General features: G+C 59.0%; 19 protein-coding genes and 1 pseudogene. 13 read left to right on the forward strand and 7 right to left on the reverse strand.

The window, feature by feature from the left end; all coding sequences use genetic code 11:
- Positions 1 to 91 precede the first annotated feature (91 nt).
- From ACMXYI_RS14040 to flgA, 3 genes are all read right to left on the reverse strand, one after another.
- Positions 92 to 559: a flagella synthesis protein FlgN gene (locus tag ACMXYI_RS14040; protein WP_123368748.1), complete on the reverse strand. Its 468-nt coding sequence runs from the start codon at positions 557 to 559 to the stop codon at positions 92 to 94.
- Between the two features lie 48 nt (positions 560 to 607).
- The gene (gene flgM / locus ACMXYI_RS14045; RefSeq protein WP_008147951.1) at positions 608 to 934 is read right to left on the reverse strand and encodes a flagellar biosynthesis anti-sigma factor FlgM; all 327 of its coding nucleotides are present in this window, start codon (positions 932 to 934) and stop codon (positions 608 to 610) included.
- Between the two features lie 166 nt (positions 935 to 1,100).
- Positions 1,101 to 1,862: a flagellar basal body P-ring formation chaperone FlgA gene (flgA, locus tag ACMXYI_RS14050; protein ID WP_415773644.1), complete on the reverse strand. Its 762-nt coding sequence runs from the start codon at positions 1,860 to 1,862 to the stop codon at positions 1,101 to 1,103.
- Between the two features lie 82 nt (positions 1,863 to 1,944).
- Here flgA and ACMXYI_RS14055 point away from each other — a divergent pair, with 82 nt between their 5' ends.
- The 6 genes from ACMXYI_RS14055 (at position 1,945) to flgE (ending at position 7,000) form a co-directional block, all read left to right on the forward strand.
- Entirely contained in the window at positions 1,945 to 2,877 is a 933-nt protein-coding gene (locus tag ACMXYI_RS14055) for a chemotaxis protein CheV (RefSeq protein ID WP_415773645.1), read from the forward strand.
- Between the two features lie 46 nt (positions 2,878 to 2,923).
- Positions 2,924 to 3,751: a protein-glutamate O-methyltransferase CheR gene (gene cheR / locus ACMXYI_RS14060; protein ID WP_074879171.1), complete on the forward strand. Its 828-nt coding sequence runs from the start codon at positions 2,924 to 2,926 to the stop codon at positions 3,749 to 3,751.
- Positions 3,752 to 4,056: 305 nt separating this feature from the next.
- On the forward strand, positions 4,057 to 4,464 hold the full coding sequence (gene flgB / locus ACMXYI_RS14065) for a flagellar basal body rod protein FlgB (RefSeq protein WP_007980125.1): 408 nt from the start codon (positions 4,057 to 4,059) through the stop codon (positions 4,462 to 4,464).
- A 3-nt stretch (positions 4,465 to 4,467) separates the two neighbouring features.
- Positions 4,468 to 4,911 (forward strand): flagellar basal body rod protein FlgC, encoded by a 444-nt coding sequence (flgC, locus tag ACMXYI_RS14070; RefSeq protein ID WP_046046514.1) that lies wholly within the window; start codon positions 4,468 to 4,470, stop codon positions 4,909 to 4,911.
- Between the two features lie 15 nt (positions 4,912 to 4,926).
- Positions 4,927 to 5,649 (forward strand): flagellar hook assembly protein FlgD, encoded by a 723-nt coding sequence (flgD, locus tag ACMXYI_RS14075; protein ID WP_415773647.1) that lies wholly within the window; start codon positions 4,927 to 4,929, stop codon positions 5,647 to 5,649.
- Positions 5,650 to 5,680: 31 nt separating this feature from the next.
- A complete protein-coding gene (gene flgE, locus ACMXYI_RS14080) occupies positions 5,681 to 7,000 on the forward strand; it encodes a flagellar hook protein FlgE (RefSeq protein WP_415773648.1) in 1,320 nt (439 codons plus the stop codon).
- A gap of 244 nt (positions 7,001 to 7,244) precedes the next feature.
- On the opposite strand, the gene ACMXYI_RS14085 is transcribed toward flgE, so the two are convergent.
- Positions 7,245 to 10,139 carry a ribonucleoside-diphosphate reductase subunit alpha gene (locus tag ACMXYI_RS14085; RefSeq protein WP_008147967.1) on the reverse strand — a complete coding sequence of 965 codons (2,895 nt, stop codon included), beginning with the start codon at positions 10,137 to 10,139 and terminating at the stop codon, positions 7,245 to 7,247.
- A gap of 739 nt (positions 10,140 to 10,878) precedes the next feature.
- Here ACMXYI_RS14085 and ACMXYI_RS14090 point away from each other — a divergent pair.
- Both ACMXYI_RS14090 and ACMXYI_RS14095 read left to right on the forward strand, forming a co-directional pair.
- Positions 10,879 to 11,592, forward strand: coding sequence for a response regulator (locus ACMXYI_RS14090; RefSeq protein ID WP_046046510.1), 714 nt, complete (start codon positions 10,879 to 10,881; stop codon positions 11,590 to 11,592).
- Positions 11,589 to 13,199, forward strand: coding sequence for an ATP-binding protein (locus ACMXYI_RS14095; RefSeq protein ID WP_095132467.1), 1,611 nt, complete (start codon positions 11,589 to 11,591; stop codon positions 13,197 to 13,199). The genes ACMXYI_RS14090 and ACMXYI_RS14095 overlap by 4 nt, the downstream gene beginning before the upstream one ends.
- A 126-nt stretch (positions 13,200 to 13,325) precedes the next feature.
- Here the strand turns inward: ACMXYI_RS14095 and ACMXYI_RS14100 are convergent, their stop codons facing one another.
- A complete protein-coding gene (locus tag ACMXYI_RS14100; RefSeq protein ID WP_415766786.1) occupies positions 13,326 to 14,051 on the reverse strand; it encodes a 4'-phosphopantetheinyl transferase family protein in 726 nt (241 codons plus the stop codon).
- 83 nt (positions 14,052 to 14,134) lie between these two features.
- A complete protein-coding gene (locus tag ACMXYI_RS14105; protein ID WP_415773649.1) occupies positions 14,135 to 14,926 on the reverse strand; it encodes a dienelactone hydrolase family protein in 792 nt (263 codons plus the stop codon).
- 145 nt (positions 14,927 to 15,071) lie between these two features.
- On the opposite strand from ACMXYI_RS14105, the gene ACMXYI_RS14110 reads away from it, so the two are divergent.
- The 4 genes and pseudogenes from ACMXYI_RS14110 to ACMXYI_RS30885 form a co-directional block, all read left to right on the forward strand.
- Positions 15,072 to 15,674, forward strand: a complete 603-nt coding sequence (locus ACMXYI_RS14110; protein ID WP_283181321.1) for a hypothetical protein — start codon at positions 15,072 to 15,074, stop codon at positions 15,672 to 15,674.
- Positions 15,675 to 15,790: 116 nt separating this feature from the next.
- On the forward strand, positions 15,791 to 16,468 hold the full coding sequence (locus ACMXYI_RS14115; RefSeq protein WP_046046505.1) for a response regulator: 678 nt from the start codon (positions 15,791 to 15,793) through the stop codon (positions 16,466 to 16,468).
- A complete protein-coding gene (locus ACMXYI_RS14120) occupies positions 16,465 to 17,811 on the forward strand; it encodes an ATP-binding protein (protein ID WP_415773650.1) in 1,347 nt (448 codons plus the stop codon). Before ACMXYI_RS14115 ends, ACMXYI_RS14120 begins: the two co-directional genes overlap by 4 nt.
- Positions 17,812 to 17,974: 163 nt before the next feature.
- Positions 17,975 to 18,055 (forward strand): annotated as a pseudogene (locus tag ACMXYI_RS30885) (DUF6124 family protein); the annotation flags it as partial.
- 132 nt (positions 18,056 to 18,187) lie between these two features.
- Here ACMXYI_RS30885 and ACMXYI_RS14125 read toward each other — a convergent pair.
- Complete coding sequence (locus tag ACMXYI_RS14125) at positions 18,188 to 19,186, reverse strand: AraC family transcriptional regulator (RefSeq protein WP_415773651.1); 999 nt, start codon at positions 19,184 to 19,186, stop codon at positions 18,188 to 18,190.
- A gap of 339 nt (positions 19,187 to 19,525) precedes the next feature.
- On the opposite strand from ACMXYI_RS14125, the gene ACMXYI_RS14130 reads away from it, so the two are divergent.
- Positions 19,526 to 20,860 carry a dicarboxylate/amino acid:cation symporter gene (locus tag ACMXYI_RS14130; RefSeq protein ID WP_415773652.1) on the forward strand — a complete coding sequence of 445 codons (1,335 nt, stop codon included), beginning with the start codon at positions 19,526 to 19,528 and terminating at the stop codon, positions 20,858 to 20,860.
- Positions 20,861 to 20,979: the final 119 nt, after the last annotated feature.

Consider the following 20,979-nt stretch of genomic DNA (forward strand, 5'->3'; position numbering starts at 1 on the left):
GTTCATCAATCTCCAGACAAAATATGACTACGGCTGGCCAGCATATTGCCAGTATGTTGCGCGTCTTGATAGTGTGCGCTTTTCAGCAGGCTCAAGCCTGACTGAGCGGGCGTGGCTTCGCAAGCATGGAGGTTGATCCGCGCGCATCGTAGAGCGCTGGCGGCTCGCCGCCGTTGAGGATTTTCAGCTGATTGGCCGTCGCAGCCTGTTGTACCAGGATCGACTGGCCATTCTTGACGTTGGCCGCCTGGCACTGAGCCAGGAGATCGGTCAATACATCGCTCTGCTCCAACAGCTGATCGCCAATGCTCGAATGGCTGGCAAGTTGCTCCAGGCCGTTGCGATTGGTCGGCAGGTTGAGGCTGGCGAGGATTTCACTGCGCTTGCGGCCATGCTGATCGAGCAAAATGATCAATGCCTGTTTCTGCGCCAGAATCTCTTCGAGCAGTGGCATGTCGCGACCGTGCAAGGCGAGGGACTCGGTTTGCAGTAACTCCAGCAAGTGCTGTGCTGGAGCGAAATCGTCGGTGATCAGTTGCAGTAAATTAGTGTCGTGCATGGCTGGCCTTGGGTTTTAAGCGTCCAAAAGCCTGGCGCAGGCCTTGGCCTAGCGCTGGGCTTCGAAGTTGAGCAGTTTGCTGGCTACACGGTTGCTGTCGACTTTGTAGCTGCCATCGGCAATCGCTGCTTTCAACTCGGCCACGCGGGCGTTGTCGACGGCAGGCTGATCGCGCAGCTTGTCAGTGACCTTCTGCAACTGTTGAGCCTCATTGCTGAGATGTACCGATTCCCCGCTTTTGACGGTACTGGCCTGTTCGGCCGGGGTATTCAGCGGCGCGGGTTTGCCGGCTTCGGCGGTTTCCTTCGCGGTGCTGGTACGTGTACTACCGGTAAGTGACGAGGAACTGTTCAAACGGCTGAAATCGATGACCATGACAAAAAACCTCTGGGTATTTGGACGCTTGCCATGTTTTCGGCCATACCCGGAAAAACTTTAGGCCCAATTATCAATGAGCTTGCGCGCGTCAGCGCTTGCCCTGCATAGGGCACAGTCTAGGGAACAGTCGAGTGGCGCGCCACTTCTTCACAAACAGAGAGTTCTACATGGCCACTTCAACCTGACCGGGCGCGATGACTTGCGCCTTGATGACCCGCTGGGAGTTGAGGTTTTTCACCCGAATCTGTTCGCGCAAGCCGCCGTTGGACAGCGCTTCACCCGGCATGCGCACGCTGAGCGTTCCACTGCGGGCGGTAATCACCACTTGGTCGCCTTTGCTGATGACTTCTGCCTGTTCCATGTGCACCAGGGTCATGACCTGGTCGGCGACCATTGGTCGGGTAAGTTTCTGCCCGATCGCCTGGTCGACGGAAGTCAGGTAACCCTGGCTGATCAGGCTGATGTCACGCTCGCGCAGGGTCACATCCTGGGGCTCGACGATACCGGCGCGTCGCAGCGGGCGGGTGGTGGTCACAATGTCGCGAAACAGGCGCACTTGAGCGGGTACGAAGACCGTCCAGGGCGAGGCGCCCTCGCAGCGCACCTTGACCGTAACCCGCCCCAGCGGCGTCGCCGGGCTCTCCAGGGACGCTGTCAATTCCTTGTCGCACATGGGCATGCGCAGCCGCGGATCGAGCTGCTTGACCTCGATCTCGTAGCGGCCTTCCGTTTGACTGGTGGCCAGATAGTCTTCTACGGTGAATTCAAGAAAGCCCTGAGTGACGCCGATAAGCATGTCAGGCAAGGTAACCGCGTCAGCAAGGGCAGGGCTGCCAGCGTTGAACAGGCAGACGGCCGACACCGCGCAAAGCAATTTGCGGGCGTTTGATGTCAGGCGTCGGAAAAATGTCGGTTCTGTGTTCATAAGAGTTAAAAAGCAAGCGCCGTGCCGTTTAGTGATGAATGCGCGTCGCAACACACTTAAGCGTTGGTGTAGGAGTCTGTGCATGGCTGGTGTAATGGATGCGGTAAACCAGCGCACGCAACTGGTAGGGCAGAATCGCCTTGAGCTGTTGTTGTTCCGTCTCGACGGCCAGCAGCTGTATGGGATCAACGTGTTCAAGGTTCGGGAGGTGCTGCAATGCCCCAAACTGACGCTGATGCCAAAATCCAGTCCTGTCGTGTGCGGTGTGGCAAATATTCGGGGGGCGACCATTCCGATTCTTGATCTGGCCATGGCGACCGGTTCCGGTGAGCTGAAAGATCAAAGCAATCCCTTCGTGATCATCACGGAGTACAACACCAAGACCCAGGGTTTCCTGGTGCGGTCGGTGGAACGCATCGTCAACATGAACTGGGAGGAGATTCATCCGCCACCCAAGGGCACGGGACGCGATCATTACCTGACGGCTGTGACTCGGGTCGACAATCAGTTAGTCGAAATCATCGACGTCGAGAAAGTGCTGGCAGAAGTCGCGCCGACACCGGAAGCGATTTCCGTTGGCGTGGTGGATGTCGAAACCCAGCACAAGGCGCTCTCTTTGCGAGTACTGACGGTCGATGACTCGTCGGTGGCGCGCAAGCAGGTGACCCGTTGCCTGCAGACGGTCGGTGTCGAAGTGGTGGCGTTGAACGACGGTCGGCAAGCGCTGGATTACCTGCGCAAGCTGGTCGACGAGGGCAAGAAGCCGGAAGAAGAGTTCCTGATGATGATTTCCGACATCGAGATGCCGGAGATGGACGGGTACACCCTCACGGCCGAGATCCGCAACGACCCTCGCATGCAAAAGCTTCACATCATCCTGCATACTTCGTTGTCGGGTGTATTCAATCAGGCGATGGTCAAGAAGGTCGGTGCCGATGACTTCCTTGCCAAATTCCGTCCTGATGACCTGGCATCCCGGGTAGTCAACCGGATCAAAGCAGCAGACATCAGCTAGGGGCCTTTTGCCCCTAACGGTTAATACGATTTAAGAGGCGGCATCTTTGTCTACGGGTAATTTGGATTTCGAACAGTTCCGGGTCTTCCTGGAAAAAGCCTGTGGCATTTTGCTCGGTGAAAACAAGCAGTACCTGGTCTCGAGCCGTCTCAACAAACTGATGGAACAGCAAGGCATCAAGTCCCTGGGTGAGCTGGTCCAGCGCATCCAGACCCAGCCGCGCAGCGGTTTGCGCGAGATGGTGGTGGATGCCATGACCACCAACGAAACCTTGTGGTTTCGTGACACCTATCCGTTTGAAGTCTTGAAGAACAAGGTGCTGCCGGCAGCGATCAAGGCCGCCCCTGGCCAGCGTCTGCGGATCTGGTCGGCGGCCTGTTCGTCGGGTCAGGAACCGTATTCGCTGTCGATGTCGATCGATGAGTTCGAGCGCGTGAACATGGGCCAGTTGAAGATGGGCGTGCAGATCGTTGCCACCGACCTGTCCGGCACCATGCTGACCAACTGCAAGACCGGCGAGTACGACAGCCTGGCCATCGGCCGTGGTCTGTCGCCCGAGCGCCTTCAACGTTACTTCGACCCGAAAGGGCCGGGGCGCTGGGCAATCAAGGCACCGATCAAGAGCCGGGTGGAGTTTCGCTCGTTCAACCTGCTGGACAGTTACGCGGCGCTGGGCAAGTTCGACATCGTATTCTGCCGCAACGTGCTGATCTACTTCTCCGCCGAGGTGAAGAAGGACATCCTGTTGCGCATTCACAGCACGTTGAAGCCAGGCGGTTATCTGTTCCTCGGTGCTTCCGAGGCGCTGAACGGTTTGCCGGATCATTACCAGATGGTCCAGTGCAGCCCGGGGATCATTTACCAGGCGAAGTGATTCGTTGGCGTCATCAAAAAAACGGGAGTCCTCAGGGGCTCCCGTTTTTTTTGCCTGCTCATTCCTCAAACTCACCGCCCATCCCCTGTGGGAGCGAGCAAGCTCGCTCCCACAGGGTCCGGTGTTGTTCTCTGGGTCGTTGGAAAGCGGCAGAAAAGCGGCAGGCGGCGGAAATCGGTTGCCGCTTTTCTGGCATTGCCACATTGCCACTGCCCGCAAAGCCCCGGTTTACGGGCTTTTTTCAATTGGCACGACGCTTGCTATGTTCATGTTACGAAAAATCAGGTCACCCGAAGGTTTCCGACATGAGCATCAGCTTCGATAAAGCGCTCGGTATCCACGAACAAGCCCTGGGCTTCCGCGCTCAGCGTGCTGAAGTCCTGGCCAACAACATCGCCAACGCCGACACCCCGAACTACAAGGCTCGGGATCTGGACTTCTCGAAAGTGCTTGCCGAGCAGAACGAGAAGACCAAGAGCGGCACTTTCGCCTTGAACATGACCAACAGCCGTCATATCGAAGCCGAAGGCCTGGGCAATGGCGACGAGTCGCTGCTGTATCGCACGCCGATGCAACCGTCGATCGACCAGAACACCGTGGACGCCCAACTGGAACAGTCGAACTACGCGGAAAACGCGGTCAACTTCCAGGCCAGCTTCACCCTGCTCAACAGCAAATTCAAAGGGCTGGTGTCAGCCCTTCGTGGAGAGTAAGTCATGTCTCTAGCCAGTGTTTTCAACATTGCCGGTAGCGGCATGAGTGCCCAGACCACTCGCTTGAACACCGTCGCCTCGAACATCGCCAACGCCGAAACCGTCTCGTCGAGCATCGACCAGACCTACCGTGCACGGCACCCGGTGTTCGCCACCATGTTCCAGGGTGGCCAGAGCGGCGGCAGCGATTCGCTGTTCCAGAACCAGGATGCCGCCGGCCAAGGCGTGCAAGTACTGGGCGTGGTCGAAGACCAGAGCAACCTTGAAGCGCGCTACGAGCCGAACCATCCGGCGGCCGACGCCAAGGGCTACGTCTACTACCCGAACGTCAACGTGGTGGAAGAAATGGCTGACATGATTTCCGCGAGCCGTTCGTTCCAGACCAACGCCGAAATGATGAACACCGCCAAAACCATGATGCAAAAGGTCCTGACCCTGGGTCAGTGATAAGGGGCGACTCAGATGAGTGTTACCGATACCACCAGTGGTTTGAGCCTCAAGGACATCCTGGCCAACTCCTCGATCAAGACCAACACCAGTGCCGACGGCCTGGCGTCGGCGACGAATAGCGCCACCGGCAACAAGGCCCTGGGCAAGGACGCGTTCCTGCAGTTGCTGGTAACGCAACTGAAAAACCAGAACCCGCTGGAACCGCAGGACAACGGCGAGTTCGTCGCCCAGTTGGCCCAGTTCAGTAGCCTGGAAGGCATCACCACGCTCAACGACACCGTCAGTGGCCTGGCGAGCAACTACAACTCGTCCCAGGCGTTGCAGGCGTCGTCGCTGGTCGGGCGTTCGGTTATTGCACCGGGCGACAAGGCTGTGGTCGACACCTCCAAGAGTTTCAGCGGCACCATCGCCGTACCGGCGTCGGTGGACCCGGTCAAGGTCAAGATCACCGATGCCGATGGCAAGGTTGTCCGCACCATCGACCTGGGCAGCGAGGTCGCCGGTACTTCCACTTTCATCTGGGACGGCAAAAACGATGCAGGCGAAGTGGCCACGGCGGGGACCTATACCTTCGGCGCTACGGCGACCTACGACGGCAAGGCGACCTCGCTGGTGACTTACCTGCCGGCCACCGTCAACAGCGTGACCATCAGCCAGACCGGCGGTGAGTTGATGCTCAACCTGGCCGGGGCGGGCAGCATCGCTCTGTCCAAAGTACAAACCATTGGTATGTAGAGCCGACTAACACGGCACAAAGGAGTGGAATATGTCTTTCAATATCGGCCTTAGCGGTCTCTATGCAGCCAACAAACAACTGGACGTGACCGGCAACAACATCGCCAACGTCGCGACCACCGGTTTCAAATCGTCCCGTGCGGAATTCGAAGACGTTTACTCGGCCACCAAGCTGGGTTCCGGCAGCAAAACCATCGGTAACGGCGTGCGCCTGGCCAACGTTTCCCAGCAGTTCACCCAGGGCGACGTCAACAACACCGGCAACGTGCTGGACATGGGCATCAACGGTTCCGGCTTCTTCGTGCTGAGCGAGAACGGTTCGATGTCCTACACCCGTGCCGGCACGTTCAAGGTCGACAAGGACGGATATGTCACCAATAGCGATGGCTCTGCGCGTCTGCAGGGGTATGGCGTGGATGCCAATGGCAAGATCCTCAATGGCGTTTTGACTGACCTGCGCATCGATACGTCGAACCTGGCGCCAAAAAACACCTCCACGGTTTCGTCGACGATCAACCTGAACTCCACAGCTCCCATCATCAACCAGACTACCAATCCGTTTGACCCGTCCAAGGAAGCGTCCTTCACCAAGCAGTTCAGTACCCCGATTTACGATACCCAGGGTAACAAGCACACCATGGATCAATACATGGTCAAGACTGCTGACAACACCTGGAAGACCTACACCCTGATCGAGGGTCGCAACCCGGATGGCAGCGACCCTACTCTTACTCCTCCTGTCGCTTCGACCATGAACTTCGACAGCGCCGGCAAGCTGACTTCGGTCACCACACCGGTTGTTCCAGCGACCGTTCCGCCATCCGTGATAACCAGCCCTGACCTGAAGGTCACCGGCTGGGTTCCGGGTACCGTGACCAATGGCGTGTGGACAGCCAACGGCGCTGCCTCCGGCGTCGTTACGGTCTCCATGGACAAAACCACGCAGTACAACGCTGACACCGCGCGTTCGATTCCTTCGCAGAACGGCTACGCCACCGGCCAGATCACCAACCTGACCATCGACACCAGCGGTGTCATGCTGGCCAACTTCAGCAACAGCCAGACCAAGCCCATCGGCCAGATCTCGCTCGCCAGCTTCACCAACGAACAAGGTTTGCAGCCTGTAGGCGGCACCAGTTGGAAAGAAACCTACGCGTCGGGTATCCCGGGCTACGATGCGCCGAACACCGGTACCTTGGGCGAGATCAACTCCAACTCTCTGGAAGAGTCCAACGTCAACCTGACCAATGAACTGGTCGACCTGATCAAGGCGCAGAGCAACTACCAGGCGAACGCCAAGACCATCTCGACTCAGAGCACCATCATGCAGACCATCATTCAGATGACCTGATGTTTGATAGTACTGCATAAAAAGCCCCTCGGAAGAGGGGCTTTTTTATGGCTGGCAAAAAGATCGCAGCCTCGTTTCACTCGACAGCTCCTACAGGAAATAGCGGTCCCCTGTAGGAGCTGTCGAGTGAAGCGAGGCTGCGATCTTTTGATCTTGAAAGGCAGGCAAAAGAAAACCCCCGACAATCCAGAGGACCGATCGGGGGTTATCCAGGTAAGCGCCTTTCAGCGCTCACCGGCTCAGCTTATTGGCAAGCTTCGCAATCCGGCTCGTCGATGGCGCAAGCCTTCGGCACTGGAGCAGGACCGGCAGGAGCAGCCAGGACCGAATCTTCACCGTGGTTGCCGCCGCTGGAAACAGCGTTCAGCTTGCCGGTGTTGATGGTCGACTTCTCGGTGCTGGTCGCGGCCAGGGCACGGAGGTAGTAAGTGGTTTTCAGACCACGGTACCAGGCCATGCGGTAGGTCACGTCCAGCTTCTTGCCCGATGCGCCAGCGATGTACAGGTTCAGCGATTGAGCCTGGTCGATCCACTTCTGACGACGGCTTGCCGCGTCAACGATCCACTTGGTGTCCACTTCGAAGGCAGTCGCGTAGAGCTCTTTGAGTTCTTGCGGGATGCGCTCGATCTGTTGCACCGAACCGTCGTAGTACTTCAGGTCGTTGATCATGACCGAGTCCCACAGACCGCGAGCCTTCAGGTCGCGAACCAGGTACGGGTTGATCACGGTGAATTCGCCCGACAGGTTCGATTTCACGTAGAGGTTCTGGTAGGTCGGTTCGATCGACTGCGATACGCCTGTGATGTTGGCGATGGTCGCGGTCGGTGCGATGGCCATGATGTTGGAGTTACGAATGCCTTTCTGCACACGGGCACGAACCGGTGCCCAGTCCAGGGATTCGTTCAGGTCAACGTCGATGTACTTCTGGCCACGTTGCTCGATCAGGATCTGTTGCGAATCCAGCGGCAGGATGCCTTTGGACCACAGCGAACCCTGGAACGTCTCGTAGGCGCCGCGCTCGTCAGCGAGGTCGCAGGAAGCCTGGATCGCGTAGTAGCTGACCGCTTCCATCGACTTGTCGGCGAACTCGACGGCAGCGTCGGAACCGTAAGGAATGTGCTGCAGGTACAGCGCGTCCTGGAAGCCCATGATGCCCAGACCGACCGGACGATGCTTGAAGTTGGAGTTCTTCGCTTGTGGCACCGAGTAGTAGTTGATGTCGATAACGTTATCGAGCATGCGAACGGCGGTGTTCACGGTGCGTTCCAGCTTGGCGGTGTCCAGCTTGCCGTTGGTGATGTGGTTCGGCAGGTTGATCGAGCCCAGGTTGCAAACGGCGATCTCGTCCTTGTTGGTGTTCAAGGTGATCTCGGTGCACAGGTTCGAGCTGTGAACCACGCCGACGTGCTGCTGCGGGCTGCGCAGGTTGCACGGGTCTTTGAAGGTCAGCCATGGGTGGCCGGTTTCAAACAGCATGGACAGCATTTTGCGCCACAGGTCTTTGGCCTGGATGGTCTTGAACAGCTTGATCTTGCCCGGGTATTCGGACAGCGCTTCGTAGTACTCGTAACGCTCTTCGAAGGCCTTGCCGGTCAGGTCGTGCAGGTCCGGCACTTCGGACGGCGAGAACAGGGTCCATTTGCCGTCATCGAAGACGCGCTTCATGAACAGGTCAGGGATCCAGTTGGCGGTGTTCATGTCGTGGGTACGACGACGATCATCACCGGTGTTCTTGCGCAGTTCGATGAACTCTTCGATGTCCATGTGCCAGGTTTCCAGGTAGGCACAGACAGCGCCTTTGCGCTTGCCACCCTGGTTAACGGCGACGGCGGTGTCGTTCACTACTTTCAGGAACGGAACAACGCCCTGGGATTTGCCGTTGGTGCCCTTGATGTACGAACCCAGTGCACGAACCGGGGTCCAGTCGTTGCCCAGGCCGCCCGCGAATTTCGACAACATGGCGTTGTCGTGGATCGCGTGATAGATGCCCGACAGGTCATCCGGCACGGTGGTCAGGTAGCAGCTCGACAGCTGTGGACGCAGGGTACCGGCGTTGAACAGGGTCGGAGTCGACGACATGTAGTCGAAGGACGACAACAGGTTGTAGAACTCGATCGCACGGTCTTCTTTGTTCTTCTCTTCGATCGCCAGGCCCATGGCCACGCGCATGAAGAAGATCTGCGGCAGTTCGAAGCGGATACCGTCCTTGTGGATGAAGTAACGGTCGTACAGGGTTTGCAGGCCCAGGTACGTGAACTGCTGATCGCGCTCGTGGTTGATCGCCTTGCCGAGTTTTTCCAGGTCGAAGGTGGCCAGGACCGGGTTCAGCAATTCGAATTCGATACCTTTGGCGATATACGCAGGCAAGGCCTTGGCGTACAGGTCGACCATTTCGTGGTGGGTCGCGCTTTCGGCGACTTCCAGGAAGCTCAGGCCTTCGGCACGCAGGGTGTCCATCAGCAGGCGAGCGGTCACGAACGAGTAGTTCGGTTCACGCTCGACCAGGGTACGGGCGGTCATCACCAAAGCGGTGTTGACGTCGGTCAGGGCCACGCCGTCGTACAGGTTTTTCAGGGTTTCGCGCTGGATCAGGTCGCCGTCGACTTCTGCAAGGCCTTCGCACGCTTCGGTGACAATGGTGTTCAGGCGGCCCATGTCCAGAGGCGCAAAGGTACCATCGGCGCGGGTGATGCGGATCGACGGGTGAGCGTTGACGGCTTCTTCGGCCGGTGCGTGGGCGGCGCGTTCTTTCGAACGACCGTCACGGTAGATCACGTAGTCGCGGGCCACTTTCTGCTCGCCGGCACGCATCAGGGCCAGTTCGACCTGATCCTGGATTTCTTCGATGTGGATCGTGCCGCCCGATGGCATGCGACGCTTGAAGGTCGCGGTGACTTGTTCGGTCAGACGGGCAACGGTGTCGTGGATTCGCGACGAAGCGGCAGCGGTGCCGCCCTCAACTGCGAGAAACGCTTTGGTGATAGCGACGGTGATCTTGTCATCGGTGTAAGGAACGACAGTGCCGTTACGCTTGATCACGCGCAGTTGGCCAGGCGCGGTGGCGGACAGATCCGAAGTCGAATCAGCGGCCTGCGGCAAGGTGCCCTGCGGGTTCTCGCGAGTTGTGTCGGTTTGCATGGGGGGTTGTCTCCACATTCTCTATGTTTGTTTGGGCACCATCACGGTGCCCACCGTTCCGTCCTGAAGCACTACAACCGGCGAGGGGCCGGGCATACCAACTTCGGGACAGATCAGGAAGGGGCAATTGGTGCGCCGCTTCCATGCCGAAGTCTTTGGTCCCAGGCCTTGAACCTGAAACCGGGATCCTTTTGGGTGACAGCAATTGACTGCAACACCCGTACCGTTAACGCCGTTTCCGGTTCAAAAACAGTAGCCATCCGCACGCGCGGTTTGGTCTTTCGAAAATACGTTTGGTTCAACCGGAAAGAGGCAATAAAAGCGCTTGAAATCGGTATCCGGTTTGTGTTTGGTTTTTGGCGTAAAACCCTACATGTAGGGTTTTTTTCGCGCCGAGGTACAAGATAATGCGTTTTGGAGGGTGTTGCAACGTACTACCTGTGGATAAACCTGTGCGTAAATTGTGTGTGAAACGTGGAACGGGCGTGTAGGCCGCGACCTAGCTGGAGCGGACCGTTTTTGACCGATTTTCAGCGATTGAAAACAGTCATTTGGATTTTTAAGGGCGCGAACCCTATCACAAAAAACCGCGTTGTCCGAACGCATTCACCGGCTTGTGTTCTTGGCGAGCGGCGTTTATACAATCGGCCAGTGCGTACGCATTCTTATCCTCCCCAATCATTACAAAAAGACGGGCGGATCCTTCCTTATTAAGTGTTGTTGGCAAGCAGAGGTCACCGTGGAGCAAGAAGCCTGGCAGGTATTGATTGTCGAGGACGACCAGCGTCTGGCCGAACTGACCCGCGACTACCTGGAAGCCAATGGTCTGCGCGTATCGATCGAGGGCAATGGCGCCTTGGCCGCGGCACGGATCATCAAGGAGAAACCGGACCTGGTGATCCTCGACCTGATGTTGCCGGGCGAAGACGGACTGAGCATCTGCCGCAAGGTCCGCGACAAGTATGACGGCCCGATCCTGATGCTCACCGCCCGCACCGACGACACCGATCAGATTCTCGGCCTGGACCTGGGCGCCGACGACTACGTGTGCAAACCGGTTCGCCCACGCCTGCTGCTGGCGCGCATCCAGGCCCTGTTGCGACGCAGTGAAACTCCTGAAGTGGCGCCGGAAAAACAACGGCGTCTGCAGTTCGGTCCATTGGTGGTCGACAACGCATTGCGCGAAGCCTGGCTGAACGACAATGGCATCGAGTTGACCAGCGCCGAGTTCGACCTGCTCTGGCTGCTGGTGGCCAACGCCGGACGCATTCTGTCCCGGGAAGAAATTTTCACTGCATTGCGCGGTATTGGCTATGACGGCCAGGACCGTTCCATCGACGTGCGCATCTCGCGCATTCGCCCGAAAATCGGCGATGACCCGGAGCATCCGCGGCTGATCAAGACCATCCGCAGCAAAGGTTATCTGTTCGTTCCGGAAGCCTGCACGCTGTGAACTCGATCTTCCTGCGCATCTATGGCGGCATGTGCGCGGCGCTGATTCTGGTGGCGGTACTCGGCGTGCTGGCCTTGCACCTGCTCAATCAGGTGCGCGGCGAGCAATACCGCGAACGCCTCGCTCACGGCACCTTCTCGCTGATGGCCGACAACCTGAACCCGATGAACGAAACCGAGCGCCACCGTGCCTTGCTGGTGTGGGAGCGGTTGCTGGGGATTCCTCTGGCGCTGAAGACCTTTGCCCAGACCGACCTCGACCTCACCCAGCGCACCCGCGTGCTGCGCGGTCAGGCGCTGGTGGAACAGACCGGTCCGCATGCGGCGAAGGTTTACCGGTTGGTCAGCGACAAGGAACAGCTAGTGCTGACCGGCGAAGTCCAACAGATCAGCGAGCAATTGGCCCGGGCGACTATTTACCTGCTGGCCGATGAACTGGTGCGTTACCCGGTGGCCGAGCAACCCGAGCGCCTGGCGCAGTTGAAGCGCGATAAAGGGTTTGGTTTCGACTTGCGGCTGGTGACGATCGAACAGGCGGACATGGACGAGGACCAGAGTCGCCGGGTGTCCGAGGGCGACACGGTGATGGCGCTGGGCAAGGGCGGCGATTCGATCCGGGTGTTTGCCGGCATGGTCGGTACGCCGTGGGTGCTGGAAATCGGTCCGTTGTATCAGATGAATCCTTATCCGCCGGAGTGGCTGGTGCTGATCGCCGCCCTGGGTTTGAGCCTGATCGGTTTGATCGTCTATCTGCTGGTGCGCCAACTTGAGCGCCGTTTGCGTGGCCTGGAAGCGGCCGCCACCCGCATCGCCAAGGGCAGCCTGGAAACCCGCGTGCCGGCACGCGGCGCGGATTCGGTGGGACGACTGGCTTCGGCGTTCAACGGCATGGCCGAGCACTTGCAGCAATTGCTGGCGATCCAGCGTGAGCTGGTGCGCGCCGTGTCTCACGAACTGCGCACGCCGGTGGCGCGGTTGCGTTTTGGTCTGGAAATGATCGGCTCGGCCACCACGCCACAGGCGTTGGAAAAATACTGTGAAGGCATGGACCACGACATCGAGGATCTCGATCGACTGGTGGACGAGATGCTCACCTACGCACGACTGGAGCAGGGGTCGCCGGCGCTGAATTTTCAGCGGATCGATCTGGATGCGTTGGTCAATCAGGTGATCGAAGAACTGGCGCCGTTACGCGCCGAGGTCACGGTGCAGCGCGGTTTGTGTTTGTCTGCCGCTGACAACGACGACGCCTGGGTCGAGGCCGAGCCCCGTTACCTGCATCGGGCGTTGCAGAACCTGGTGAGCAACGCCATGCGCCACGCTCAATCACGGGTGACCGTCAGCTATCAGGTCGGGCAGCAGCGCTGTCGGGTGGATGTCGAGGATGACGGGCCGGGCGTGCCGGAAACGGCCTGGGAGAAGATTTTCACACCATTCCTGCGCCTCGATGACAGCCGCACCCGCGCCTCCGGTGGGCATGGGTTGGGGCTTTCCATCGTGCGGCGAATCATCCATTGGCATGATGGCCGGGCGTTGATCAGCAAGAGCAAGAGTTTGGGTGGGGCGTGTTTCAGCCTGAGCTGGCCGAGGAATCAGGAGAAGCGGTGAGATCTGTGTTGAATGATCTGCCGCCATCGCGAGCAAGCCCGCTCCCACAGGGATTTGTGGGGTGACATAGAACCAATGTGGGAGCGAGCTTGCTCGCGATGAGGCCCTCCCAAACACTGAACATCCTCAGGCCTTGATGCTGACCAGACTCAACAACTGCCCATCCACCACCCCAAACTGCGCATCCAGCTCAGTGCCATTGCGCCACTCGCTGGACAAATCAGTCAGCAGCCGCAGCCGCACTTCACCGCTTTCGGCCCACTCCAGCACTTCGGCATGTTCAAAATAAAAGCGCTGCTGAACGATCGGATACAGCGCCTTGAACAGGCTTTCCTTCACCGAAAACGTCAGGGTCACCAGCATCGCCAACTGATCGCGACGGCCAGCGGTCATGCGTTGCAACTCGGGCGGAGTGAGAATTTCCCCGGCCAGACGTTCGGCCCGTTCGGGGTTGAGCAGGTTTTCCAGGTCCATCCCCAGGCCGCGCCAGTGGGTTTTCTTCGCAACAATCGCCGAGGCCCGGCCGGTGCTGTGGGTGATCGAGCCCGTGATGTGCGTCGGCCACACCGGTGCCCGATCCTCGCCGATGGCCGGGATAAAGCTCAGCCCTTCCAACTGTTGCAACGCCGCCCGAGCGCAAACCCGCCCGGCGAGGAACTCCGCCTGACGCTTGGCGACCGAACGCTGGATGGTGGGCGGCGGCTCAATGGCGCTGCGCTGGAAATCATCGCTGGCCAGTTGCGAGGTATCGAAATGAGTGCTCAACAGCACCGTATCGGGCAGCGCAAAGGGCAGCGGCCAATGGGCATCGAGTGGAGTGCAGCAGACGGGGAGGGCGGGGGCGCGATTCATGTGGGGCATTTTGCCGGGTTGCTCTCAGGCTGGGTAGCCCCACACTGATCGTTCCCACGGGGACCGTGGGAACGATCACCGTGTCAGGCAAAGATTTTTTTGAAGAACGCCTGCATGTCCGCCCAGGACTTCTCATCCGCTGCCTTGTTGTAGCCAATATCCGGCCCGCCATGATCGCCATGGCTCAACCGATCCGCATCAGGATTGCTGAACCCATGCTTGGCGCCCTCCAGGCTGACGAACTTATAGTCAGCCCCGGCCTTGTCCATTTCAGCCTTGAACGCTGCCACGTTATCCGGCGTGATCATGCTGTCCAACGCCCCATGTTCAACAAGGATTTTCGCTTTCACACTGCCCGGCGCCGCAGGCGTCTTGGTCGCCAGCGCGCCGTGAAAACTCACCACGCCCGCCAGCGGTAAACCCTGACGCGCCGCATTCAGCACCACGCCACCGCCGAAGCAATAACCGATAGCGGCGATTTTGTTCGGATCGGTTTGCGGCTGTTTCTTCAGCAGATCGAGCCCGGCCTGAAAGCGTGCACTGGACGCGGCGCTGTCTTTCAACGCTGCCTGCATGAAGGCCATGGCGTCCTTTGGATGTTCGGTGTTCTTGCCATCGCCATACATGTCGATGGCCAGCGCGCTGTAACCCAGACCGGCCAGGTCGCGGGCGCGGCGCTTGGTGTAGTCGTTGAGCCCCCACCATTCGTGCACCACCACAACGCCAGGGCGTGCGCCTTTGATGGCGTCGTCATAGGCGAAGTAGCCGATCATCTGGGTGCCGTCAGTACTTTGATAGGGGATTTCCTGAGTCTTGATAGCGGCTTGGCTGAGCCCGCTCAAGGCCAGTAATACGAGGGCGAGGAAAATGCGCATCGTCGGATCTCCTGCAAAAAGTCATCAAACCAGCCGAGTCGATTTGATTCAGCTCAGGTTCAGAGTGCGTTCAGGGGGAGTTCAGGGCCGGGTGAGTAACCTTGCCCCGTACCCAAATAGCACATAGCGCATAAGGAACTCCCCTATGACTGGCTTCAAAAAACTGCTTCTGGCTTTCACTGTCCTGAGCGCGAGTACCGCGGCTTTCGCTTCCGACGACAATTTCGCCAGCCTTACTTTTGGACAGACCAGCGACAAGGTCAAAAAGTCCCATGCCCTGAACGACAACCTCAACAGCCCCAACGCCGACGGCGTGATCGGCAAGGACAACACCTGGGGTGTGCGTCTGGGCCAGCAAAACAGCCAGGGCCGCTACTACGCCACTTACGACAACGTGTCGGGCTCACACAATGGCATTAAACTGCGTCAGGAAAACCTCCTGGGCAGCTACGATCTGTTCTACCCGGTGGGCGGCAGCACCAAGCTGTTCGGCGGCGCCACAGCCGGTTTGACCAAAATGACTCAGGATTCCCCAGGTTTCAGCCGCGACAGCGACATCGGTTACGCCATCGGCGGCCAGGTGGGTGTCCTGCAACAGGTTTCGCAAAACACCTCGGTGGAACTGGGTTACCGTTATCTGCGCAGCAACGCCAGCACCGAGATGAGCGAGCGCGGTGGCAGCAAACAGGGTTCGCTGGACCTGACCAGCAGCGCCCAGACCTACCTGTCGGCGAACTACGCTTTCTAAGAAGCGCGTCCGAAAAGGCCTGAGCCGGATCAACCCAAGTGGCTGATCCGGCGTTGCCATGTTAGCCATCGAGGTACGCGTGCCTCTGGAGATGTTGATTTGCGTAGGAGAGCGTTATGAAACTGCTGGTCGTCGAAGATGAAGCGCTGTTGCGCCATCACCTGCAAACCCGCCTGACGGACAGCGGCCACGTGGTCGAGTCCGTGGCCAATGCCGAAGAGGCGCTGTACCAGACCGAGCAGTACAACCATGACCTGGCGGTGATCGACCTCGGCCTGCCGGGCATGGGCGGGCTCGACCTGATCCGCCAACTGCGCTCGCGCGGCAAGACCTTCCCGATCCTGATCCTCACCGCCCGCGGCAACTGGCAGGACAAGGTCGAAGGCCTCGCCGCCGGCGCCGACGATTACGTGGTCAAGCCGTTCCAGTTCGAAGAACTCGACGCGCGCCTGAATGCCTTGCTGCGCCGCTCCAGCGGTTTCACCCAATCGACCATCGTCGCCGGGCCGTTGCTGCTGGACCTCAATCGCAAACAGGCGTCCCTCGATGAACAACCGCTGGCGCTGACCGCTTACGAGTATCGGATCCTCGAGTACCTGATGCGGCATCACCAGCAAGTGGTGGCCAAGGACCGTTTGATGGAGCAGCTCTATCCGGACGACGACGAGCGCGATCCGAACGTGATCGAAGTGTTGGTCGGCCGTCTGCGCCGCAAACTTGAAGGCCCGGCCGGCTTCAAACCAATCGATACCGTGCGTGGCCTCGGCTACCTGTTCAATGAGCGCTGCACTTGATTCGTTCCCTTCGTGTCCGTTTGATGCTCGCCGCCACGATCCTGGCGGTGTTGTTCATGTTGGCGTTGCTGCCGGCGATGCAGGGCGCGTTCAGTCTGGCGTTGCAGGACTCGATCGAACAACGCCTGGCGTCGGACGTCACCACGCTGATCTCCGCCGCCCGGGTGGAGAACAACCGCTTGCAGATGCCGGCGCAGTTGCCCGATGAGCGTTTCAACCTGACTGACGGCCGTTTGCTTGGCTACATTTATGACCGCGAAGGGCATCTGGTCTGGCGCTCGAAGGGCACCCAGGAAGAGCACATCAACTACAAGCCGCGTTACGACGGACGCGGTAATGAGTTCGCGAGGATCAGCGAAGCCAACGGCCAGGAATTCTTCGTCTACGACGTCGAAGTCAAACTGCTCGGCGGCAAGAGCGCGGCGTTCAGCATCGTCGCGCTGCAGCCGGTGCGTGAGTACGAAGCCACCCTCGAAGGCCTGCGGGAAAATCTCTACCTCGGATTCGGTGCAGCCTTGCTGGTGTTGCTCGCGCTGCTGTGGATCGGCCTGACCTGGGGCTTGCAGGCGTTGCGCCGGCTCAGTCAGGAGCTGGACGAAATCGAAAGCGGCACCCGCGAAAGCCTCAGCGAACAACACCCGCGCGAACTGCTGCGCCTGACCGGCTCCCTCAACCGCCTGCTGCACAGCGAGCGCGAACAACGCAGCCGCTATCGCGATTCCCTCGACGACCTGGCCCACAGCCTGAAAACCCCGCTGACCGTGCTGCAAGGCGTCAGCGAAGACATGGCCCAGCGCCCGGCCGATCGTGATCAGGCCTGGGTGCTGCAAACCCAGATCGAACGCATGAGCCAGCAGATCAGCTATCAACTGCAACGCGCCAGCCTGCGCAAAAGTGGTCTGGTGCGCCATCAGGTACGCCTGCGCCCGGTGCTGCAAAGCCTGTGCGACACGCTGGACAAGGTCTACCGCGACAAACGCGTGCGGGTCGCTTTCGATTTGCCGGAGCAGTGTTACGTGCCGATCGAGCAGGGTGCGTTGCTGGAAATGATGGGCAACCTGCTGGAAAACGCCTATCGCCTGTGCCTCGGCGAAGTGCGTATCAGCGTGCGCGAAAGCCTTGGCGGGGTTGAGTTGTGTGTTGAGGATGACGGGCCGGGTGTGCCGCCGGATCAGCGGGCGCGGATTCTGCAAAGGGGGGAACGGCTGGATCGGCAACATCCAGGGCAGGGGATTGGGCTGGCGGTGGTGAAGGACATTATCGAGAGCTATAGCGCGAAGCTGACGCTGGGGGATTCGCCGATGGGTGGGGCGGCGTTTCGGATTCATTTTCCGGTGGTTTGACTCCTGTCACCGATCGTTCCCACGCTCCGCGTGGGAATGCAGCCCGGGACGCTCCGCGTCCCATCTACAGCCGAACGCGGAGCGTCCGTTGAGGCATTCCCACGCGGAGCGTGGGAACGATCATAAACAGCGGTGTTTAAAACACATCTCCAGACACTCACGCAGGTTGGGTATTGCGCAGATCATCATGCTGGGGGAGCTGGCGGTGAATCGGGCGCTGGATAACATCGATCCGCGAGACTGACAGGCGCACTGATCGTTCCCACGCTCTGCGTGGGAATGCCTCAAGGGACGCTCCGCGTTCCAGCTCCCGAAAGGGACGCGGAGCGTCCCTTGAGGCATTCCCACGCGGAGCGTGGGAACGATCAGTGTGCCTTCAGTTTTCTTGGGCGCGGTAGGCGCCGGGTGTAAGACCGGTCCATTTCTTGAACGCCCGATGAAACGCCGAAGGCTCTGAAAACCCCAACTGCTCGGCAATCTGCTGCAACGACAAATCCGCCCGCCCCAGGTGATAAATCGCAATGTCCCGCCGCAGCTGATCCTTCAATTCCTGAAAACTCGACCCTTCCTCCCGCAAATGCCGACGCAAGGTTTGCGGGCTGATGTGCAAGTGCGCGGCCACCGCTTCCAGGTCTGGCCAGTGTGAACTGTCGCGGCTGAGCAACCGTCGCAGCTGGCTACTCAAACTGTCGCCGTCATCCGGGCGTGACAACAGGTCGGCGGGGGAGTGTTCGAGGAAATGTTTGAGTGTCCGTTCGTCCTGCAGCAATGGCATGTTCAAGTAGCGACTGTGAAACAACAGGCTGCTCTGAGTCGTGGAAAAGGCCATCGGGCAGGGGAACAGCAAATCGTATTCGGCCCCGTGCTCGGGCCTCGGGTAACTGAACGTCGCCTGTTCCAGCCGAATGCGCTGGCCGATCAGCCAGCTGCCGAGTCGATGCCACACCATCAGCTGGCTCTCGGTGAGGAAGTGGTCCGGGTCGCGGAACTGCGAATCGTCGAGGCTGAGGCGAATCATGTCGTCTTCGCGGGTCAGGGTCAGACGCGGACCGTCGGGGAATAAGCTATAAAACAATAAGCCGCGATGAAGAGCTTTCTCCAGATTGCGGCAGTGAATCACCGCATGGCACATCATCGCGAAGCTGCCGGTTTTGCTCGGGACCGGCCCGAAGCCGAGGTATTCGTCGTCCAGTGCCAGCCACAGTCCCTGGATCAATCGGGTGAACTGTTCAGGCGCGATTCTCGCCCGTGGCTCTTCAAGCAACTCGGGGCTGATGCCGAGTTGTTGCAGCAAATTTGAATAGTCATAACCCAGCCGGCGTGCGCCACCGAGGGCAGCACGGGCGAAATGACTGGCGATGGTGCGTTCGCGCATAGAAGGCAAGTCCGTCCATTGAACGACGGATGGTAGCCGTGGTGCCTGATGATGAACAAGGCGGATATCCGCCAAATTGCAGGACGAGGTCTGGATGATGGGCGGAAATCCGCCACTTTGCCGTAACCGTTTGGTGACAAAGAAAAACCCGTAACCCTTGATGTCAAAAGGCTTGCTGGCGATTTGACGAAGGTGGCACGGGCCTTGCGATACAACCCGCAGATGCCTGCCGTTGCGCAGCTCGACAAAACAAATCCCTCCAGTGCAGGAGGGTTCGCAATTGAAGTGTCTTTGGCAACAGATGGATGTTGTCACCGGGCACTCTTGAGGAACTTTGCAATGACGACTCGTCAGCCACTGTACAAATCCCTGTATTTCCAGGTGATCGTTGCTATTGCCATCGGCATCCTGCTCGGTCACTTCTACCCGCAGACCGGTGTAGCCCTCAAGCCGCTGGGTGACGGGTTCATCAAACTGATCAAAATGATCATCGCCCCCATCATCTTCTGTACCGTCGTCAGCGGTATCGCGGGCATGCAGAACATGAAATCGGTCGGCAAGACCGGCGGTTACGCGCTGCTCTACTTCGAAATCGTTTCGACCATTGCATTGCTGGTTGGTCTGGTGGTGGTCAACATCGTGCAGCCGGGTGCCGGCATGCACATCGACGTCACTACTTTGGACGCCTCCAAAGTCGCTGCTTATGTAGCGGCCGGTGCTGATCAAAGCGTTGTTGGCTTCCTGTTGAACGTGATCCCGGCCACCATCGTCGGCGCGTTCGCCACAGGCGATATCCTGCAAGTGCTGATGTTCTCGGTGATCTTCGGTTTCGCCCTGCATCGCCTGGGTGCCTACGGCAAGCCGATCCTGGACTTCATCGATCGCTTCGCTCACGTGATGTTCAACATCATCAACATGATCATGAAGCTCGCGCCACTGGGTGCCTTCGGCGCCATGGCGTTCACCATCGGTGCCTACGGTGTGGGTTCGCTGGTGCAACTGGGTCAGTTGATGGCGTGCTTCTACATCACTTGCCTGCTGTTCATCCTGGTCGTACTGGGCGGTATCGCTCGCGCTCACGGCTTCAGCGTGCTGAAAGTGATCCGCTACATCCGTGAAGAACTGCTGATTGTGCTGGGTACTTCTTCTTCGGAATCGGTACTGCCACGCATGCTGATCAAGATGGAACGCCTGGGCGCGCAGAAATCCGTTGTGGGTCTGGTGATCCCGACCGGTTACTCGTTCAACCTCGACGGTACTGCGATCTACCTGACCATGGCAGCGGTGTTCATTGCTCAGGCAACCGACACCCACATGGACATCACTCACCAGATCACCCTGCTGGTGGTGTTGCTGCTGTCCTCCAAAGGCGCTGCCGGTGTGACCGGTAGTGGCTTCATCGTGTTGGCGGCCACCCTGTCCGCCGTTGGCCACTTGCCGGTTGCCGGCCTGGCGCTGATCCTCGGTATCGACCGCTTCATGTCCGAAGCCCGTGCCCTGACCAACCTGGTCGGTAACGCTGTTGCCACCCTGGTTGTCGCCAAGTGGGTCAAGGAACTGGACGTTGACGTGATGCACGCCGAACTGGCTTCTGGCGGTCGCGGTATTGCCGACGAGCCTAAAGACGATGTTCTGGGCCACGTCGAAGGGGCAACCCCAACCAACGTCAAATAAGACGGCTGCACTGAAAAAACCCGCTTCGGCGGGTTTTTTCATGCCTGCGATTTGAGCGCAACGGTCAGCGCATCTGACGCATAAGGTGATTGCTGCAATGCCGTCGGCTGCCTAGTCTG

This window comes from Pseudomonas lyxosi (genome assembly GCF_047758685.1).
Classification (GTDB): domain Bacteria; phylum Pseudomonadota; class Gammaproteobacteria; order Pseudomonadales; family Pseudomonadaceae; genus Aquipseudomonas; species Aquipseudomonas lyxosi.

Excerpts from the sequence above, each read along its gene's own strand:
- flgA (WP_415773644.1), bottom strand. The coding sequence starts at position 1,862 with ATGAACACAGAACCGACATTTTTCCGACGCCTGACATCAAACGCCCGC.
- flgM (WP_008147951.1), bottom strand. The coding sequence starts at position 934 with ATGGTCATCGATTTCAGCCGTTTGAACAGTTCCTCGTCACTTACCGGT.
- flgB (WP_007980125.1), top strand. The coding sequence starts at position 4,057 with ATGAGCATCAGCTTCGATAAAGCGCTCGGTATCCACGAACAAGCCCTG.
- flgC (WP_046046514.1), top strand. The coding sequence starts at position 4,468 with ATGTCTCTAGCCAGTGTTTTCAACATTGCCGGTAGCGGCATGAGTGCC.
- ACMXYI_RS14130 (WP_415773652.1), top strand. The coding sequence starts at position 19,526 with ATGACGACTCGTCAGCCACTGTACAAATCCCTGTATTTCCAGGTGATC.
- ACMXYI_RS14125 (WP_415773651.1), bottom strand. The coding sequence starts at position 19,186 with ATGCGCGAACGCACCATCGCCAGTCATTTCGCCCGTGCTGCCCTCGGT.
- ACMXYI_RS14040 (WP_123368748.1), bottom strand. The coding sequence starts at position 559 with ATGCACGACACTAATTTACTGCAACTGATCACCGACGATTTCGCTCCA.
- ACMXYI_RS14105 (WP_415773649.1), bottom strand. The coding sequence starts at position 14,926 with ATGCGCATTTTCCTCGCCCTCGTATTACTGGCCTTGAGCGGGCTCAGC.
- ACMXYI_RS14055 (WP_415773645.1), top strand. The coding sequence starts at position 1,945 with ATGGCTGGTGTAATGGATGCGGTAAACCAGCGCACGCAACTGGTAGGG.
- ACMXYI_RS14115 (WP_046046505.1), top strand. The coding sequence starts at position 15,791 with ATGAAACTGCTGGTCGTCGAAGATGAAGCGCTGTTGCGCCATCACCTG.
- ACMXYI_RS14110 (WP_283181321.1), top strand. The coding sequence starts at position 15,072 with ATGACTGGCTTCAAAAAACTGCTTCTGGCTTTCACTGTCCTGAGCGCG.
- ACMXYI_RS14100 (WP_415766786.1), bottom strand. The coding sequence starts at position 14,051 with ATGAATCGCGCCCCCGCCCTCCCCGTCTGCTGCACTCCACTCGATGCC.
- flgE (WP_415773648.1), top strand. The coding sequence starts at position 5,681 with ATGTCTTTCAATATCGGCCTTAGCGGTCTCTATGCAGCCAACAAACAA.
- ACMXYI_RS14085 (WP_008147967.1), bottom strand. The coding sequence starts at position 10,139 with ATGCAAACCGACACAACTCGCGAGAACCCGCAGGGCACCTTGCCGCAG.
- flgD (WP_415773647.1), top strand. The coding sequence starts at position 4,927 with ATGAGTGTTACCGATACCACCAGTGGTTTGAGCCTCAAGGACATCCTG.